The following is a 16526-nucleotide window of genomic DNA, read 5'->3' as shown; positions in this document are numbered from 1 at the left end:
CCCTGGTGCAAGACATACGACGGGGGTAACGCAGGATGAAAGAAAGAAAGGACGGGGCTAGGCCTACGATAACTGGAGGCAGGGCAACGGTTGAAGCCGCTGTCTGCAGAAGAGCTCGCAGACGGCTCAGCCCTCCTCTAAGGAAGTCGACGATAGACTTCTCGTCGATGCCGTACATACTGCACGATAATGTGCAGCGCATCCGTATCCACCTCGTACACAACGCGGTAATCCCCGACTCGGAGGCGAGGCGCTCGGCTCCCTGCAACTTGGTTGATTGGGCTGGAAATGGTTCAGACTGCAGACGTTCGATCATCGCAATGATGCGCGACAAACGCCCGAGGGATAGACCGGAGATCCTTTTCGACGGATGGTCTATAGCCGAGACTATAGGAGGCCACGCTTGTGAAGCCGCTTCTTCATCTCGTCGGCAGCAACCGATTCCTCATTGCGGCGTTCAGCGACCACGGCGAGATCGTGCAGATTCTCCATCAGCCGTGAGTACCGTTTGAGCGAGAGGACCACCCCGGTCTTCTTGCCTTGACGATTCCTCACATACCGTCCTCTGAGGGTAGCCGTCTTAGCAGATCGTTTCGCAAGCATGCCCACCTTATAACGCATCCCTTAATGTCTTGTCGAGGTACAAAGTCATCAGCCTAGCGGAATGACTATGCCCGCCTCGCGGGAAATCCAATTCCTGACGGAAAATGGATTAAGAAGTTGCATGGATTTAAGGAGAATCTGTATCGGCTGAGAACAGGCGACTATCGGGTGGTGTTCAAACGGTTCGGCCCGCATGATTCATGACGGTTCGTCGCGAAATCGTGGAGTCGCGTGGCGAGACGGGCAAGCGCAGTGGCGAGGGAGGGAGGCGTACTTGAAACAGTACGTTGACCGACTAAGCGGCGAGCACGCACGCCGATAGGCTTGTCGAAGCAGCGAATCTGCGATTGCAGTAGAAGCGTTCATGAATAATGCGGGTAACGACCCGCATCGACATCGTCCGCATTCTGAGTAAGCCGGACTTTCAGAGGGTCTACTGACCGACCATGTGTGATAGTAAGACCAGACCCTTTCTCTCTTTAGCAAGAATGGAATGTCCCCTTTGCACTTCGACCTAAATGAACAGACGGTAGTCGTATGTTTCTGGACCAAACCTGGAAAGCAGTTGCCCTACACGAGCAATTGCCGCGGAACTTTCAAGCGTTGCCGGTAATTGGCAATACAAGTCACAAGTATTCCAGTCCATCTTCGAGAGGCCAAGTATTTCAGTCGCAATTCTTTCTATGGGCGAGTGGCCGGCAAAACGTGTGATCTTGAGTGGTGATGGGATTCTCGACTTCCCTTGATAGTACGTCCTATTGTCACCACCTATGCCTCGTACCGAGCCATGTACCCAGAGTAGGCTTTGATGATTTCCATAAATCATGACTGTATTTCTTCTCACAGGGAACATGTTGGTACACTTATTCCATTTATCATAGGCGACAAAGCGCCATGCATCCTCATGCTCGATGGTTATCATTTCTAGCTCCGCGAGGCCTTTTAGCGATTGCGATAATCCTTCTCGTTCGCTCTTTATGAAAGGTGTCCTCTTATGGATTACGATCCTGCGAGGCAATTTCTGGTAAGTTTCATAGAAGAGCTGTCTGGCCTGATATCCAACACGAATAGCATCGTCTTTGGCGAGGTAAGGATTCTTGTGCCACCAAACAGGATTCTGAATTCGACTGACCTGATACCGCAAGCCTTGGCCTGCGGCATCATAGATATGGCTACACCCTAAGACGACTCCACTTCCATTCTCTTTGGAGGTTCCGTAGCCAATACCTACAAAGACGGTTTCAGGATCGTCTGTATCCAGCACAAAAGGCGTCCGCTGCGATTTCACATATATAGCCTGCGCTAACCACCACAATACTTCGCACTGAAGCTTCTTACTCAACGTGGCTTCACGTAAGAATTGAGTTCGGATGGCCTTCTGAGCGCAATGCGCCTTTACATAATCATGTAAGTCAAACCTAATCGTCTGATCCTCTACAACTTCATAAGGAGCCCACACCTTGGGTATGAACACAACAACTGCATCAACGGAAGCCGAACACACTAGAGTGTCGATCTCGCGAGTGATGGCGTTCGTAATTTCCTTTTGCGCTGTAACACTACTCGAGCTACCTGCTGGAGCTGCAGGAATTTTCCGCCATTCTCGATCATTGTGGCGAGGAACTCTCAAAGGAATTCGATAGACTTGCTGGAAACCTGGATAGCCGATCAGGTATTCCTGTTTTGACTCAACCATTCCATGCGCAGTAACAAGCTTGTCGAGATAGCCTTGAAGAGCAGTTTCATAGCCAGAAGGGCATATCACTCCTAGTCGAACCTCGCGGTAGACACCTGATTGCGTCAATTCAAGATCATATGGGCCGTTATTGATTACACCACGCAACGGATGTGGATCCTTGGGTCGATGAGGTCCTCGCGCGGTTCCAAACACGAGTTGAGGTTCCGGCAAGATTGTAGCCTCAAAAATCTCTCCGCGCTTTCTTACTGGGGGCATGCTCGTCTGCTGGGAACGACACATGATTCTTGCCAAGGCAGGGGGCCTCGCTATTCTAAAGACAAATGGGTCTGGAGCATTTGGCGGATATTGAAAGGTTTTGGATTCATCTTCTCCTAGGACTCGATTACCCCAATCCTCAAGCGCTTCATCGTATTGCTGGTTCCACTGTTTCCCGAGAAGCTGACGCTTGATATCCTTCACGACCTCATTGCTGGCCTCAGTTCCATCCTCCTTGACGACATGAATAGTTGGAGCCAGATTCAGGAATTGCCTATTTCCTGAAAAGTTGAGGCTTAGTTTGGCTGCCTCGAATGCTTTACACGGTTGGCCTGAATACCTTGCCGTCCGGAACCGGGCGCGATCCCATAGGGTGCTTTTCCCCTTTCTTTCCAGTTTCGCGGTGCCGGCTATCGCCCGCTGAAATGCTTCAAGCAAAATTGACGTTGTCACTGAGTCCTGCCGGAAAAAGTCAGCCCAATCAAGAGGAACCTTTTCAAGTTTGGAATTCAAATGCTTGGCAAACACCTCCGCAATTAATCCTGCGTCGCCAATTGCAAGCACCTTACCTTTGATGAGCCCCGCCACAATTGGTGCGGTGCCCAGAATTTCCCGGAGCTCTTTCCATGTTGTAATTCCATTGGCTTCAAACTGATAAAGCTCTCTCGGTAGCTCCACAGGATAACCGTTGCTTTTAATCCAATCCTCATCAGCCCTATAACCCACGAATCTGAAATCAGACCTTTCAGGAATAGTCCCGCTGAGAAGTCTTTCAACTTCTCCACCTTCTGCCCCAGTTCGAAAAACAAATCGAGCCATTCGCACCATGAAATCATCAAATCCCTCAATCTCAACCAAATGAGCGTCACAGCCGGTTGTCCTTGCAGTTCCAATCAAGGTAAGTACGCGCGGGCTGATCTTTTCATTGGGAATTGTGCACCAATAAATCGCTCCCCCAGTTGATCTTTCCTTGAACGAAGCTTCAAAAGCACCCATAAGACTTTCGTCACGTCCCCCATAGCCAATGACCACTATTGGCTGCTTTTTGGCTCGTTCCACTAACTCCTTGCACAATTCCTCATTTAGCTGTTGAGTTTCCGTTGATGTGTTTTTGAGTGCGTCATATCGGTAATCTCCATGGAGGGCCACCAAGTAACCACATTGTTCTCCCTCCTGAACATCACGCAGACGCTTCGTTGTATCCAAACCTATTTCCTTCAGAGGACGGCTATGTTCTGGCTTCCTACCTTGCCGTACCAATCCGTCAAAATTAGTTGTCCAGACCCACTGAAACACATTCGCATTCTGAAGCATAGCTAGCAATTGGTAGCCCAACTGCGGAAGAAGCCCAGTTAATCGCTTCTGAAAATAGGCGGTACGATCTTCACTTTTGGGATAACAGTGCTCGATGTACCAAGCGTACTCGGCCTCATCTCCAATCGAAGGGAAATACCTCTGCTGGTCAAGCCAGTCTTGGATCTTCTGTTGAATACTTGGGAGAGTGATGTCCAGAAATAAATTCGGCGAGAGACCTGGATTTCCTGACAGATAAATTTCTCGTTTCCACTCCCAGATGCACTGACTTGCTGTTGGAACTCCGGAGCTAGCCGAAGCACCCGCCCCCAAAAGAAGCATGTATTTTCCCGGTTGCGACACAGCAATAGATCTAATCAGAGCCTCTTGGTCGAAGGACACTTTCACTCCCCTGGGCTAGAAAAGGATTGTTTTGTTCTCCGCTAAGCTTGCCACCTCTGTTGTCAGAAGACAGCACACTGCATCCTCACGTGACCAGGCTACGACCCGCTAGCCGTTGTGTCAACCAGGCAACATAGCGAAATGCACGTATTATTTTGCAGCGAAGGCGAGCCGCGAATAGGAGAAAGTGCTGAGTTCTGAATGCTGAGCGCTGAGGCTGAATTAACAACGTAGTTTGCTGAAACGTGACTCTTATAAGGGGGCGGTCTGGATCTATCCCTCAATTGCGCGCATTGACCGAGCACCGCCCGCAACTGAACAATAAAGATTGGATACTGTGTGCGCGGGCGGCGAGCACGAGGGATAGCCCAGACCGCCCCCTCTCTCTAATCAGTGGAACCAGGGTCAGGACTTTCGCTGGCGCATGCAGGTTCACGCGGATACCAATGCGTCTTTGACGCGCCGGACCTTGATCTTTCCGGCGCGCTTTTCCGCTTGTGCCAGGTCGTAGGCGGCCTGCATCCGCAGCCAGGTTTCGGCGCCGCCTCCAAACGCTTTTTCCAGGCGGATCGCCATTTCGGCCGAAATCCCGGCTTTGCCGCTGACCAGATTATTCATGGCCTGCCGCGTGACTCCCAGTGCCTTCGCCCCTTCCGCCACGGAGAGTCCCAGAGGTGCGAGACAGTCATATCTCACTGACAGTCCTGGATGGGGAGGGTTCTTCATACGCATCAATGATTCCCTCAGTGATAGTCGGTCAGATCGACGTCGTAGGCGCTGCCGTTGTCGAATCGGAAAACGATCCGCCAGTTGCCGGACACGGTCACGGACCAGAAACCGGCCAACTTTCCCTTCAACGGATGAAGCCTGTAGCCCGGCAACCCCATGTCTTGCACCGTCATTGCTTCATTCAATCGCGCCAGGATGCGGGCAATTTTGTCGGCTTGTGACGCAGGCACCTTTCGGCGGTCATCGTCCTCAAACAATCTGGCCAACCCCTTGTGCCTGAAACTTTCGATCACTTTCTACATCCTGCGCGCTCCAGCCGTGTCTGTCAAGTATGACTTGACATAAAGGAGAACCTGACCATCTGAGCGACTGTGCGCATCGAGCACTACAAAATGCTCCATCCAAGCTTGCTGGCACTCCGCCCTAAGGAAGGACACCCTTACTGGTCCAACTGCGGCCGTCACGACCCGTTGCAGCGCGAAAGCGCAACGGGTCCCCCGGCGCTTTCTGAAGCGCGGCCTCCGGGAGCACAGGATCAGTAGGGGTGTCCTTCCATCATTGTCACCTGCGGCCTCTGTGAGCACGGAAGCCCACCAATTGCCTCGCGATTCTTTCATACGCGGTCTTCGGGAGCAGGGGATCAGGATGAGCGCCATTCCGCTCCTTCTGATCGTGGGGGCTCTTCGAGCAAGAAGGCTCGTCCGCCTGCTCCCGTCTAGCCCACATTATTCATGACGGTTCGCGACGAAACCGCCAAGACGCCACGCGAGACGGGCAAGCACAGCCGTGAAGGACCAAGGCGTACTTGAAACAGTACGTCGAGGGACTGAGCGGCGAGCACGCCCGCCGTCAGGCTCTGTCGCAGCGGCGAATCCGCGATTGCAGCAGAAGCGGTCATGAATAATGTGGGCTAACCCAGCCCGTCCCCTCCCATCGTGCCGCCGAGGCCCCCGAAATTTCCGCCGAAGCCTCCTTGACCGCTGCCCCAATACTCCCCGCGCCGGATTTTTCCATAGGGATGGCGAAGGTCCGGCCGGCTGATCCACCAAAGCACCAAGACGGCGGCGACGACCGTCAGGAGCGAGATGAGGAAGCCCAGGCCCTTCATATGGCTGCGAGGCGGAGGCCCGACGCGGACGTTCTGCGCGTTGGCCGCAAGCCCGACGACCGTGCGATAGAGCCCTTCGCCGAAATGGCCCATGCGGAGCGCTTGGTCCATGTACTCGGACCCGACCTTCGCCACCACCTCCGGCGTGAAGATCGGGACCATCCGCTTGCCGACCGTGATCGCGGCCTGGTGCTCGGCGACGGCCAACAAGATCAAGGCCCCGTGCTCCTCTGACGCACTGCCGATCTTCCACTGTTGATACAGAGCCTCGGCATAGAGTTGCGCCGAGGCAAAGGGCTTGACGGTCGGCACGGTCACGACCACCATCTCCACCCCGGTCTTCCGCTCGAGATCCTGGCAGACGGATCGGATCCTTGCCTTCCAATCCGCATCGAGCGTCTGGGCATGGTCGCTCACGTATCCGAGCGGCTCCGGCAAGCGCGGCCGCTCGGCGGGGACCGCCCAGGCAAGGGCACACGAGCCGATCCACAACAGGAGCGTCAGCAATAGATGGAAGAGCAACGGCATGATAGGGAGACTTCTCTCTACGCCGGGGCGGCTTCGAGACGGCGGACCAGTTCTTCGACCGCCGTGAGGTATCGATCGAACAGGCGCGGCACCTCAACCGGGCCGGGGGAAATGCGGCCGCAGCGGAGATCCCAGGCTTCCAACAGAGGCTTGGAGTCGATCGACAGGCTCCGTCCGATCTCCTCGATCTGTTGTTCGGTCTTCGCCGGAATCGGACGATCCCGCAGCCGCAGCCAGCCCCGAAAACAAGGCGCCAATCCCGTCATGGAGAGGGACAAGAGGATCAAGGCCGCTTCCCCTGTCGCCCCTCCCTCCACATAGCGCTGGCGGAGGCGCAACAGGTTGGCCTTGGCTTCCCGCCCGATCAGTTCCGATGTCACCCCTCCATCAAGACGGATGGTCGGCAACAGGTCGCGGCCGGCCAACAGGCGATGCCCTTCCTTCAGCTCGCCAAACTCCAAAGGGAAACTGGTCGCCCAGCGCTGCAACTCCGCGGGCGTAAACAACAGCGCCACGACCTGTTCGCGCTTCCACCGGGCATGCAGCTTCGCCAGCTTCCGCAAGGCTTCGCCGTCGAGATTGGCCACCACAAGCAGCAGGTTCACGTTCGACCGGCCACGGACGAACTCGCCCCGCACGGCACTGCCGTAGAGCACCAGCGATTCCAGCGCCGCGCCCAACGAGGGCACGACCCGTTTCAGATAGGCGCGCAACAGCGGCTGGACCTCTTGAGGCAGCCCCTCCAATACCCGATCGCCGCTCATGCCCCCACCTCCGACGGGATTTCCTGGGCACGCGGATCCGGCAGCAGCCCCGCCGCCCTCAACCGATCGATCAAGCCAAACGGCTGGGTTGTCCGCCATCCCGCCGTCGTCGCCAGCATGCGATAGCGCAGGCGGGCATTCCGATCCAAGGTTCGAAAGACCCGGTCACGGAGGATCGCCAACAGGGGATTCCCCGCATTCCAGAACAAGACCTGCTCATCGGCCAATCGTTGTAGCATCTCGACCTGGGGCCGGCGCGCCTGTTCGTAGGGAGTCAGATCCGCGGCGAGAAACCGGTCTTGCTTCAGGCAGGATTCGGCCACCTGTGCCAACGCCATGGCGTCGGCCATCGCCTGCATTCGCCCCTGCGACGCATGGGGATTCATGGCATGGGCGGCATCGCCGATCAGCGCCGCCCCGTCCGCCACCCAGCGAGGCGTCCGCACGCGGCCGGTGGGCATGTAGGCTGTCTGATTCCAATCCTTCAACTGGTCGGTCAGCGCTGCCAGCGTTGGATCGATGCTGCGCCACTGTTGCCGTAACGATTCCAGCCCCTGCTGCTTGATCCGATCATAGGTCCCGGCGGGAATCATGTAAAAGACATAGACCTTGTTCCCGGCGGCGGGAAACAGGCCCAGGATCTGGTTCTTTCCCACGAAATAGCGCGCCTCGTCGATCGGCTCAGGACTGTCTAGGATGCTGATGAGGTAGGCTTCGCGGTACAGATGCAGTTTGGCCGGAATCCCCAAGGCCTCCCTGACCTTCGAGTAGGCCCCATCAGCCCCGACGACGAGCTTGGCCCCGATGGTGAGGCTCCGGCCCTCCCACTCGGCCTGCACGCCCGCGACGCGCGAGCCGTCTTTCAGAAGCGAACTTACCTTCACGCCATAGCGCAATCCGCCTGGGTTCTGCGTCGCCAGCGCTTCCAAGATGGTATGGTGGGCGACGTTGGGCAACGTCACCAGCGCGCGATTGTACGGAGGCGGGAGCATCCCGTAATCGATCGTACAGAGCCGTTCGCCGCCGGTGCGGCAGAAATGAAACAGGCGCACGGGCCGCACTGCATCGGCCGGCAACCGATCGAGCAACCCCAGGCGGTCGAGCACCTGCTGGCCGTTCGGTTGCAGGATTTCCCCTCGGAGGCCTCGCGGCGGTCCGGAGGCCTGTTCCAACACCACTGAACTGATGCCTTTTTGCGCCAGCGCCACCCCCAGCACGGCGCCGCCCCCGCCCGCTCCCACGATCACGACATCGGTCCGCTCATCCACCGTCATTTCCCAACTCCCAGCGGTCCTCCAGTCCAGGCCACAAACCGTTCACGATTGCGCCACATGGCCAGAAATTTCTGCTTGGCCTTCGTGGTCGAGGCCGCGTCCTCGATGATGTCGAGCCGCTCGTCGTTATAGCCGTTCCCGCTCGAGGTCTGGTTCATCGAGCCGTTGGTGTTCACCCGGTCGTCCACGATGACCTGCTTCATGTGCATGAGATTGTCATGCCGGTTGATCCGGATCGGCACGCCGGCCAATCGCAGCGTTTCCAGCGCGGCCGTCTGCTTCTGATCCTCCAACCGCCCCCGGTCGGTGATGACCCGCACGTCTACGCCCCGCTTCTTCGCGGCCACAAGCGCCCTGACGGCGGACGGATAGGTGAAGGCATACATGGCGACATAAATATAGTGTTCCGCGTCCTGATACAACTGCACGACACGATCGCCGGGATTGTCTTCCGGCGCATAGTAGGTTTCGATGCTCGACCAGGCTTGATTCGATCCGAAGCCCAGTATCAGTCCGACGGCTGACAGCCGGAGCACGACGCACGAACACAGCATCAGCGCGATACCGAGCTGGGCTCGCCGTGCCATGGTTCGCCTAGTCGATTTCAAAGAGATCGCGGAAGTGATCCTCCGCAGCTTCCCAGGCCTGCGGCGAGTGCTGTCCGAGCCACTGTTTGAGATAGCCCTTTTGGCCGGGTGATAAGAGCTGCTTGATTTGGTGGGAACGGCCCTGAAGGGGTTGGAGAAATCCCGACCGCCGGTCGATATCCAAGGTGGCGGTCCGCACATAGACATTGGTATAGGCAACCGGTTTCTCGTCTTCTCCCTCCCCCTGCACCCAGACCGAGATGAACCGCTCCAACCGCATGCCGGCGCTGTCGAGCGCCGGATCCGTCTCATGAAACAGTTCGTTTTCTCCCTCGGTCAGGGGTTGATCCTCCGTTGCGCGAAACAAGAAGTTGCGTTTCCACATGATGTTGGCCCTCGCGAGAGAATGCGCATAGTGGTCGGGGAGGCTTCTGCTTGTCAAGCCAACCAGATCGGATGACTCAGACCGGATAGGCCGATCGTCGCCTTGACAATGCGACACCCTCTCTGATACCGTCCTTTAATTCTGTAATTTTTCTGCCTAGTTCGGAGATTTCATGCAGATCAAAATCAACGGGAAGCCCGAAGAAATACAGGCCGCCACGGTGCTGGACGTCTTGAAGGTCAAGAACATCGAACCTCGGATGGTGGCGGTGGAGCTGAACGAGTCCATGGTGGACCGGGAGAGCCTCGACACAACGCCGATCCGGGAGGGAGACCACCTGGAGTTTCTGTTCTACATGGGTGGAGGACGCTGATGGCCGGCGCCTGTCATGACATCACCGACCTCATCGGGAAGACTCCCCTCGTCCGCCTGAACCGGATGTCGGAAGCCGGCGCGGCGACGATCTACGCCAAGGTCGAGTCGTTCAATCCCGGCGGGAGCGTCAAGGACCGGATCTGCCTCAACATGATCAACGAGGCGGAACGTCAGGGGCGTCTCAAACCTGGCTCGACGATTCTCGAACCGACCAGCGGCAATACCGGCATCGGCCTCGCGCTCGTGGCGGCGGTCAGGGGCTACAAACTCATCCTGGTCATGCCGGAAAGCATGAGCATGGAACGGGCGAGCCTGTTGTCGTCCTATGGGGCGCAGCTCGTGCTCACGGCAGCCTGGGAGGGCATGAGGGGATCGATCAAGGAAGCCGAGGCCATTTTGGCGCAGAATCCGTCTTATTTTATGCCGGACCAATTTTCGAATCCGGCCAACCCGGCCATGCACCGGACGACGACGGCGCCGGAGATCTGGGATGCGCTGGACGGCCGGGTGGATGCATTCGTGGCGGCGGTGGGCACCGGCGGCACCCTGACCGGCTGCGGCGAGGTGTTCAAGCAGCGAAACCCGCAGGTCAAGGTCGTGGCCGTCGAGCCGGCCGGCTCCCCCGTGCTTTCGGGCGGTGAACCGGGACCGCACAAGATCCAAGGCATCGGAGCGGGGTTCGTACCGAAAGTGCTGAACCGCGGCATCATCGACCGGGTCATCACCGTCACCGACGACGAGGCGTACCAGACCGCCAAAGGGCTGGCCAAGAAGGAAGGCCTGTTGGTGGGGATTTCATCCGGCGCCAATGTCATCGCCGCGCAAAAGGTCGCCCGCGAGCTGGGACCTGGCAAGAACGTCGTCACGGTCCTCTGCGACACCGGCGAGCGCTATATCAGCATCGAAAAATATTTCAATATCTGACATTCACGATTACCCCCGCCACTCATGAATTTCACGGACGAACAGATCACGCGATACAGCCGTCACATCCTGCTGCCGGAAGTCGGCGGCAAAGGCCAGAAGAAGATCGCGCAGGCCAAGGTTCTCATTGTGGGGGCCGGCGGGCTCGGCTCCCCTGCCGCCTTGTATCTGGCCGCAGCCGGCGTGGGGACGATCGGGCTGATCGACAGCGACGTGGTGGACCTCTCGAACCTCCAGCGGCAGGTCATCCACCACACCGCCGACGTAGGCCGGCCAAAGGTGCAATCGGCGCAGGAAAAGATCGTCGCGCTGAATCCCGATGTGAAGGTGATCACCTATCAGGACCGGCTGGTGGCCCAGAATGCGCTGGCGATCCTGCGCGAATACGACGTCGTCATCGACGGGGTGGACAATTTCGCCGGCAAGTTCCTGATCAACGACGCCTGCTACTTCGCCGACAAGCCGTTGATCCATGGCGGCATCCTGCGGTTCGACGGGCGCGTCTCGACCATCATCCCGAAGAAGTCGGCCTGCTACCGCTGCGTCTTCAAAAATCCTCCGCCGCCCGGGTTCGTCCCCAGTTGCCAGGAGGCCGGCGTGATCGGCGTCCTGGCCGGCGTGATCGGGACGCTCCAGGCCACGGAGGCGCTGAAGGTCATTCTCGGGATCGGCCGGCCGCTGACCGACCGGATGTTGGATTATGACGCCAGGAAGAGCCACTTCCGCGAGATCCGCTGCAAGAAGAATCCCCGCTGCCCGCTTTGCGGAGATCAGCCGACGATTACCGAGCTGTTCGACTACGAACCGGAAACCTGCGAGTTGCGCGCGCCCAGCGTCGCCTCGGCGCGGTAAGCCGTCATCACGAGACGAGGGTCGCCCATGGCCAAGATTCGATCATTAGTCTGCCGAGAGTGCGGAAGCGAGTATCCCGCAAAAGCCATCCATGTCTGCGAGCTGTGCTTCGGCCCGCTGGAGGTGAAGTACAACTACGACGAGATCAAACAGACGATCTCGCGCCGGTCGATCGAGGCGGGCCCGAAATCCATGTGGCGGTACATGGACCTGCTGCCGGTCGAAGGCCCGCAGGTCGTGGGTCCCCACGCCGGCTTGACCCCGATGGTGCGGGCGAAAAATCTCGGCGCCTATTTGGGGCTGGACGAGCTGTACATCAAGAACGACACCGTCAACCACCCGACCCTGTCGTTCAAGGACCGGGTGGTCGCGGTGGCCTTGACCAGGGCCAGGGAACTGGGATTTGAAACCGTCGCCTGCGCCTCGACCGGCAACCTGGCCAACTCGGTCGCGGCCCATGCCGCCGCCTCGAGCATGCAGTGCTACGTGTTCATTCCCGGCGATTTGGAGGCGGCCAAGGTGCTCGGGAACCTGATCTACCGCCCCAACGTGGTCGAGGTCGAGGGCAACTATGACGATGTGAACCGGCTCTGCAGCGAGATCGCGGGCGAGCACGGCTGGGCCTTCGTCAACATCAACATCCGCCCGTATTATGCCGAGGGGTCGAAAACCCTGGCGTATGAGACCGTGGAACAGCTCGGGTGGCGCGCGCCTGACCAGGTGGTGATCCCGATGGCATCGGGCTCCCTGTTGACCAAGATCTGGAAGGGCCTTAACGAGATGAAACACGTGGGGCTGATCGACTCCGTCGCCACGAAAATCAACGGGGCCCAGGCCGAAGGCTGTTCCCCCATCTCCACGGCCTTCAAGGCCGGGCGGGACTTCTTCAAGCCCGTGAAGCCCAAGACCATCGCCAAGTCGCTCGCCATCGGGAACCCGGCCGACGGCTACTACGCGCTCAAGACCACCGCGGAGAGCGGCGGGGCCATGGACATGGTGTCGGATGAAGAAATCGTGGACGGCATCAAGCTGCTCGCCCAGACCGAGGGCATTTTTGCGGAGACGGCCGGCGGCGTGACGATCGGCGTCCTACGCAAGCTGGTCAAGCAGGGCGTGATCAAGAAGCATGAGGTCACGGTGGCCTACATCACCGGCAACGGATTGAAAACGCAGGAGGCCGTGCTGGAAGCCGTCGGCCGGCCGACGCGAATTCACCCGAGCCTGGTGAGTTTCGAGAAAACCTTCAAAGTCGGCAAGCACGGTGGTGACGCATGATCAAGGTACGGATTCCCACTCCCCTCCGCCCCCTGACCAAGGGACAGGGCGAGGTCGAAGCGCAGGCAGCGACGATTTCAGAGATGATCGAGACGTTGAATTCGAACCATCCCGGCATCAAGGATCGGCTCTGCGACGCCACCGGCGAGCTGCGCCGCTTCGTCAACATTTACGTCAACGAAGAAGACATCCGCTTTTTGGACGGCAAGAGTACCAAGCTCAAGGAGGGCGATGAAGTCTCCATCGTCCCCGCCATCGCGGGAGGATGACTATGGCTCATCTTCGGTTTCACATACGATTCCCGCATGAGAAGATCAAGGAACCGGTCATCTATCAAATCGGCCATGAATTCAACATCGTGACCAATGTGCGCCGCGCCGACGTGCGGGACACCACCGGCTGGATGGATCTCGAACTGACCGGCGAAGTCGAGGAAATTGAGCGGGCCGTGGACGGGCTCAGGCAAAAGGGCGTGATCGTCGATCCGATCGAGCTCAACGTCGTGGAGTGAGGACGAAAAACGTCATTCGTCATGCGTCAACCGTAACATACTGCTCGCTCACGATTGACGAATGACGGGTGACGATTGAGGATTGACGGGATTGAAAGACACGATGGAATTTACCGACGAACAGATTCAACGGTACAGCCGACATATCATCCTGGCGGATGTCGGCGGCAAGGGCCAGAAAAAGCTCGCCCAGGCCAAGGTGCTCTTGATCGGAGCCGGAGGCCTCGGCTCTCCAGCCGCGCTCTATCTGGCCGCCGCCGGCATCGGGACCATCGGCCTCGTGGACGGCGACGTCGTGGACCTGTCCAACCTCCAACGCCAGGTCCTGCATTCGACCGCCACGATCGGGGTGCCCAAGGTCGAATCGGGCCGGCAAACCTTGGCTGCCATCAACCCCGACATTACGATCAAGACCTATCACCACCATGTCAACGCCGACAATATCCTGGGATTGCTTCACGACTATGACATCGTGCTCGACGGATCGGACAACTTCACCACCCGGTTCCTGGTCAACGACGCCTGCTTCTTCGCGAAGAAAACGCTGATCTCGGCCAGCATGTTCCGTTTCGAGGGCCAGCTCACGACGATCAAGCCCCACGCAGGCTATCCCTGCTACCGCTGCCTCTATCCGGAGCCGCCTCCGGCCGGCCTCGTTCCCAACTGTCAGGAGGCCGGGGTGCTGGGCGTGCTCGCCGGCACGATGGGCATCTTGCAGGCGACGGAGGCGATCAAGGAGATCCTTGGCATCGGCGAGACCCTGGCCGACAAGCTCCTGATCTACGATGCGTTGGAGATGAAGTTCCGCAAGGTGTCCCGCCCCAAGGACCCTTCGTGCCGTCTGTGTGGTCCGGCGCCCGCCATCACGGATTTGAGCCTGGACTACAACGTCTCCTGCACCATTTAGATCTTCTGACGTGACGCCGCTGCGGATCCCCCATTCCATCGCCGACGATCTGGTGGCACACGCGCGCGAGCTGGCTCCCCACGAATGTTGCGGACTGCTGGCCGGCCGAGACCGTCGCGTGACCCATCTGTACCGCATCGCCAACGTCGTGGCAGTCGACGGCGCCGACCGACTGGCCGCCTTCGATGACGCCAAACTTTCCCATCTGGCGCAACTCTCGCCGGAAGAGCGCGCGGAGATCGCCTTCGTGATGGACGCGCAGGATCTTGCACTGGCCCAGCGGGACATGCGCAAGAAGGAGCTTGAGTTGCTGGTCATCTATCATTCGCACCCGCACGATCCGGCCCGCCCCTCCGTCACGGACGTCAAAATCGCCACCGACTACGAGGACTATTGGCCGAAAATCAACCTGCCGTTGCCGCAATATCTGTTGATCTCGCTGCAAACTCCCGATCAGCCCGACATCAAGCTGTACGACATCCGACAGGGATGCGTCTCCCCGGCCTCGTATGAAATCCTGTCCCCCGGTATGAACTGACCGTCCGATCTGGTATCCTACGCGCCGCCGAACAGGATTGATCGCGGCATCGTCGTTCATCGCGCAGCTCACCTCAACACGTGGAGAGGCTATCATGCGTCACGGGTCGGCCGTCGGAACATTCGCCCTTATCCTTCTGATCTCGATGTGTCTGGCGGTGCGAACCTCACATGCCGAGGCACAAACCAAGAGCTATTACAGCCCGATCATCCATGTGAACAAGGAGCAGGGCTATATCGTGATTTCGGACAGCGGAGCGGTCTTCGGGGTGGAAGTGCCGCCGGAAGCCAAACCCAACCTGGACAAGCTGCCGCTGTCGGGGTTGATCGACCTGGTCGTCGAAATACGGCCGGGGCAGGCGCCCCTGGTCAAGAAGTGGACGGTGATGAGCGGGGAAACGAGTTGCCGAGTGTTCGACGGGAAGGAGTGCCGCCCTTGATAGACCGGGAAACTCGCCGGAAATGGCAGGTGGCGTTATTCTGAGCTGCCGAGCATGTCGTCGATGAGCGGGCGATTGATGTCGATACAGCCCGGACAGATGGTGTCGAACAGCAGTTCGTAATTCGACACAAAATTCCGCTGGTCCACGAGCTGGTCGGTGAGCACCTGTTCGTGGCAGGTGTCGCACAACATCATCAGGCCCCGCTGGACCGAGACGGTTTTGCGCCCGACGCTCCGTGCCATCGTCCCGTTACACCGATCCCTTCATCTGGGCATGCCAGAAATCCTCGGTCTCCAACTCGATGCCGCAGCGCGGACATTCGTAGGGGCGATCGACCGGCGGCACGCTCAGCGACTCAGGGTTGATGCGGCCCAGGCACACATGGTACCAATGCCCCCCCGCATGTTCGTGATCGAGCGGCTCATTCTCGTAGATCAACACCATTCCGGCCTCTCGGCGTGCAGACACCCGCTCCCGGCGAATCCGACTTGATTGAAGGACAGCACGGTCGCGGCAACCGACGCGGCACTGGTTCAGTGGTTCAGATGACCGCCGTGGGCTCTTTCTGCCAGTATTCGACGAATTCGTCGAGTTGGGTGAGCGAGGACAAATCGGTCATCCGGTCCAGGAACACCTTGCCGATCAGATGATCCATCTCGTGTTGGATGCAGACCGCGTAGAGCCCGCTCGCTTCGAAGTCGACCGGGCAGCCCCGCCGGTCCAAGGCCTGCACGCGAACGGTGGATGGCCTTGTGACCTTCCCTCGAAGCCCGTCCACGCTGAGACAGCCTTCCCAATGTTCCGCCTGTTGGGGACCGTAGAACACAATCTTCGGGTTCACGAGCACGGTTTCCGGAAACCCGCCTTCGCCGGGACAGGCCATCACGATCAATTGAACGGATTTGGCGACCTGCGGCGCGGCCAAGCCGATGCCGTTGGCCTCGTACATCGTCTCGAACATATCGTCGATCAGGCGCTGATAGGCGGCGCTTTTCAGCTCTCCGATCTCCACCGGAGCCGCGATCTTTCTCAGCACCGGATTGCCCAACTTGGCGATAGTCAGTAGTGCCATGGT

At 58.5% G+C, this 16526-nt stretch carries 22 protein-coding genes; 9 read left to right on the top strand and 13 right to left on the bottom strand.

Going from position 1 to position 16526, the window contains the following annotated elements:
• Positions 1 to 137: 137 nt before the first annotated feature.
• From QWI75_RS22820 to QWI75_RS10940, 10 genes are all read right to left on the bottom strand, one after another.
• Complete coding sequence (locus QWI75_RS22820; protein WP_370693634.1) at positions 138 to 278, bottom strand: type II toxin-antitoxin system RelE family toxin; 141 nt, start codon at positions 276 to 278, stop codon at positions 138 to 140.
• A 109-nt stretch (positions 279 to 387) separates the two neighbouring features.
• Positions 388 to 555 carry a hypothetical protein gene (locus QWI75_RS10980; RefSeq protein ID WP_289268621.1) on the bottom strand — a complete coding sequence of 56 codons (168 nt, stop codon included), beginning with the start codon at positions 553 to 555 and terminating at the stop codon, positions 388 to 390.
• A 562-nt stretch (positions 556 to 1117) separates the two neighbouring features.
• On the bottom strand, positions 1118 to 4252 hold the full coding sequence (locus QWI75_RS10975; protein ID WP_289268620.1) for an argonaute/piwi family protein: 3135 nt from the start codon (positions 4250 to 4252) through the stop codon (positions 1118 to 1120).
• A gap of 432 nt (positions 4253 to 4684) precedes the next feature.
• On the bottom strand, positions 4685 to 4978 hold the full coding sequence (locus QWI75_RS10970; RefSeq protein WP_289271646.1) for a HigA family addiction module antitoxin: 294 nt from the start codon (positions 4976 to 4978) through the stop codon (positions 4685 to 4687).
• 17 nt (positions 4979 to 4995) lie between these two features.
• Positions 4996 to 5274, bottom strand: coding sequence for a type II toxin-antitoxin system RelE/ParE family toxin (locus QWI75_RS10965; protein ID WP_289268619.1), 279 nt, complete (start codon positions 5272 to 5274; stop codon positions 4996 to 4998).
• A gap of 617 nt (positions 5275 to 5891) precedes the next feature.
• Positions 5892 to 6617 (bottom strand): TPM domain-containing protein, encoded by a 726-nt coding sequence (locus QWI75_RS10960; RefSeq protein ID WP_289268618.1) that lies wholly within the window; start codon positions 6615 to 6617, stop codon positions 5892 to 5894.
• 17 nt (positions 6618 to 6634) lie between these two features.
• Positions 6635 to 7381 (bottom strand): nucleotidyltransferase domain-containing protein, encoded by a 747-nt coding sequence (locus tag QWI75_RS10955; protein WP_289268617.1) that lies wholly within the window; start codon positions 7379 to 7381, stop codon positions 6635 to 6637.
• The gene (locus tag QWI75_RS10950; RefSeq protein WP_289268616.1) at positions 7378 to 8655 is read right to left on the bottom strand and encodes an FAD-dependent monooxygenase; all 1278 of its coding nucleotides are present in this window, start codon (positions 8653 to 8655) and stop codon (positions 7378 to 7380) included. The genes QWI75_RS10955 and QWI75_RS10950 overlap by 4 nt, the downstream gene beginning before the upstream one ends.
• Positions 8652 to 9242: a phospholipase D-like domain-containing protein gene (locus tag QWI75_RS10945; RefSeq protein ID WP_289268615.1), complete on the bottom strand. Its 591-nt coding sequence runs from the start codon at positions 9240 to 9242 to the stop codon at positions 8652 to 8654. Before QWI75_RS10945 ends, QWI75_RS10950 begins: the two co-directional genes overlap by 4 nt.
• Before the next feature lie 7 nt (positions 9243 to 9249).
• Entirely contained in the window at positions 9250 to 9627 is a 378-nt protein-coding gene (locus tag QWI75_RS10940) for a hypothetical protein (protein ID WP_289268614.1), read from the bottom strand.
• 172 nt (positions 9628 to 9799) lie between these two features.
• Here QWI75_RS10940 and thiS point away from each other — a divergent pair, with 172 nt between their 5' ends.
• The 9 genes from thiS (at position 9800) to QWI75_RS10895 (ending at position 15448) form a co-directional block, all read left to right on the top strand.
• The gene (thiS, locus tag QWI75_RS10935) at positions 9800 to 10000 is read left to right on the top strand and encodes a sulfur carrier protein ThiS (RefSeq protein WP_289268613.1); all 201 of its coding nucleotides are present in this window, start codon (positions 9800 to 9802) and stop codon (positions 9998 to 10000) included.
• Entirely contained in the window at positions 10000 to 10926 is a 927-nt protein-coding gene (gene cysK / locus QWI75_RS10930) for a cysteine synthase A (protein ID WP_289268612.1), read from the top strand. The genes thiS and cysK overlap by 1 nt, the downstream gene beginning before the upstream one ends.
• A 24-nt stretch (positions 10927 to 10950) precedes the next feature.
• The gene (locus tag QWI75_RS10925) at positions 10951 to 11778 is read left to right on the top strand and encodes a HesA/MoeB/ThiF family protein (protein ID WP_289268611.1); all 828 of its coding nucleotides are present in this window, start codon (positions 10951 to 10953) and stop codon (positions 11776 to 11778) included.
• A 27-nt stretch (positions 11779 to 11805) separates the two neighbouring features.
• Positions 11806 to 13053: a threonine synthase gene (gene thrC / locus QWI75_RS10920; protein ID WP_289268610.1), complete on the top strand. Its 1248-nt coding sequence runs from the start codon at positions 11806 to 11808 to the stop codon at positions 13051 to 13053.
• On the top strand, positions 13050 to 13322 hold the full coding sequence (locus tag QWI75_RS10915; RefSeq protein WP_289268609.1) for a MoaD/ThiS family protein: 273 nt from the start codon (positions 13050 to 13052) through the stop codon (positions 13320 to 13322). Before thrC ends, QWI75_RS10915 begins: the two co-directional genes overlap by 4 nt.
• Before the next feature lie 2 nt (positions 13323 to 13324).
• Positions 13325 to 13564: an NIL domain-containing protein gene (locus QWI75_RS10910; protein ID WP_289268608.1), complete on the top strand. Its 240-nt coding sequence runs from the start codon at positions 13325 to 13327 to the stop codon at positions 13562 to 13564.
• 103 nt (positions 13565 to 13667) lie between these two features.
• Positions 13668 to 14471 carry a molybdopterin-synthase adenylyltransferase MoeB gene (gene moeB, locus QWI75_RS10905; RefSeq protein WP_289271645.1) on the top strand — a complete coding sequence of 268 codons (804 nt, stop codon included), beginning with the start codon at positions 13668 to 13670 and terminating at the stop codon, positions 14469 to 14471.
• 10 nt (positions 14472 to 14481) lie between these two features.
• Positions 14482 to 15009, top strand: coding sequence for a M67 family metallopeptidase (locus QWI75_RS10900; protein WP_289268607.1), 528 nt, complete (start codon positions 14482 to 14484; stop codon positions 15007 to 15009).
• A 94-nt stretch (positions 15010 to 15103) separates the two neighbouring features.
• Complete coding sequence (locus QWI75_RS10895; RefSeq protein ID WP_289268606.1) at positions 15104 to 15448, top strand: hypothetical protein; 345 nt, start codon at positions 15104 to 15106, stop codon at positions 15446 to 15448.
• 35 nt (positions 15449 to 15483) lie between these two features.
• On the opposite strand, the gene QWI75_RS10890 is transcribed toward QWI75_RS10895, so the two are convergent.
• The 3 genes from QWI75_RS10890 to def all read right to left on the bottom strand — a co-directional run bounded on the left by QWI75_RS10890 (position 15484) and on the right by def (position 16523).
• Entirely contained in the window at positions 15484 to 15693 is a 210-nt protein-coding gene (locus QWI75_RS10890; RefSeq protein WP_289268605.1) for a hypothetical protein, read from the bottom strand.
• Between the two features lie 7 nt (positions 15694 to 15700).
• A complete protein-coding gene (locus QWI75_RS10885; RefSeq protein WP_289268604.1) occupies positions 15701 to 15919 on the bottom strand; it encodes a hypothetical protein in 219 nt (72 codons plus the stop codon).
• A 73-nt stretch (positions 15920 to 15992) separates the two neighbouring features.
• On the bottom strand, positions 15993 to 16523 hold the full coding sequence (gene def / locus QWI75_RS10880; RefSeq protein ID WP_289268603.1) for a peptide deformylase: 531 nt from the start codon (positions 16521 to 16523) through the stop codon (positions 15993 to 15995).
• Positions 16524 to 16526 lie beyond the last annotated feature (3 nt).

This window comes from Nitrospira tepida (assembly GCF_947241125.1).
Lineage (GTDB): Bacteria > Nitrospirota > Nitrospiria > Nitrospirales > Nitrospiraceae > Nitrospira_G > Nitrospira_G tepida.
This window is presented reverse-complemented; position numbering and strand designations above follow the sequence as displayed.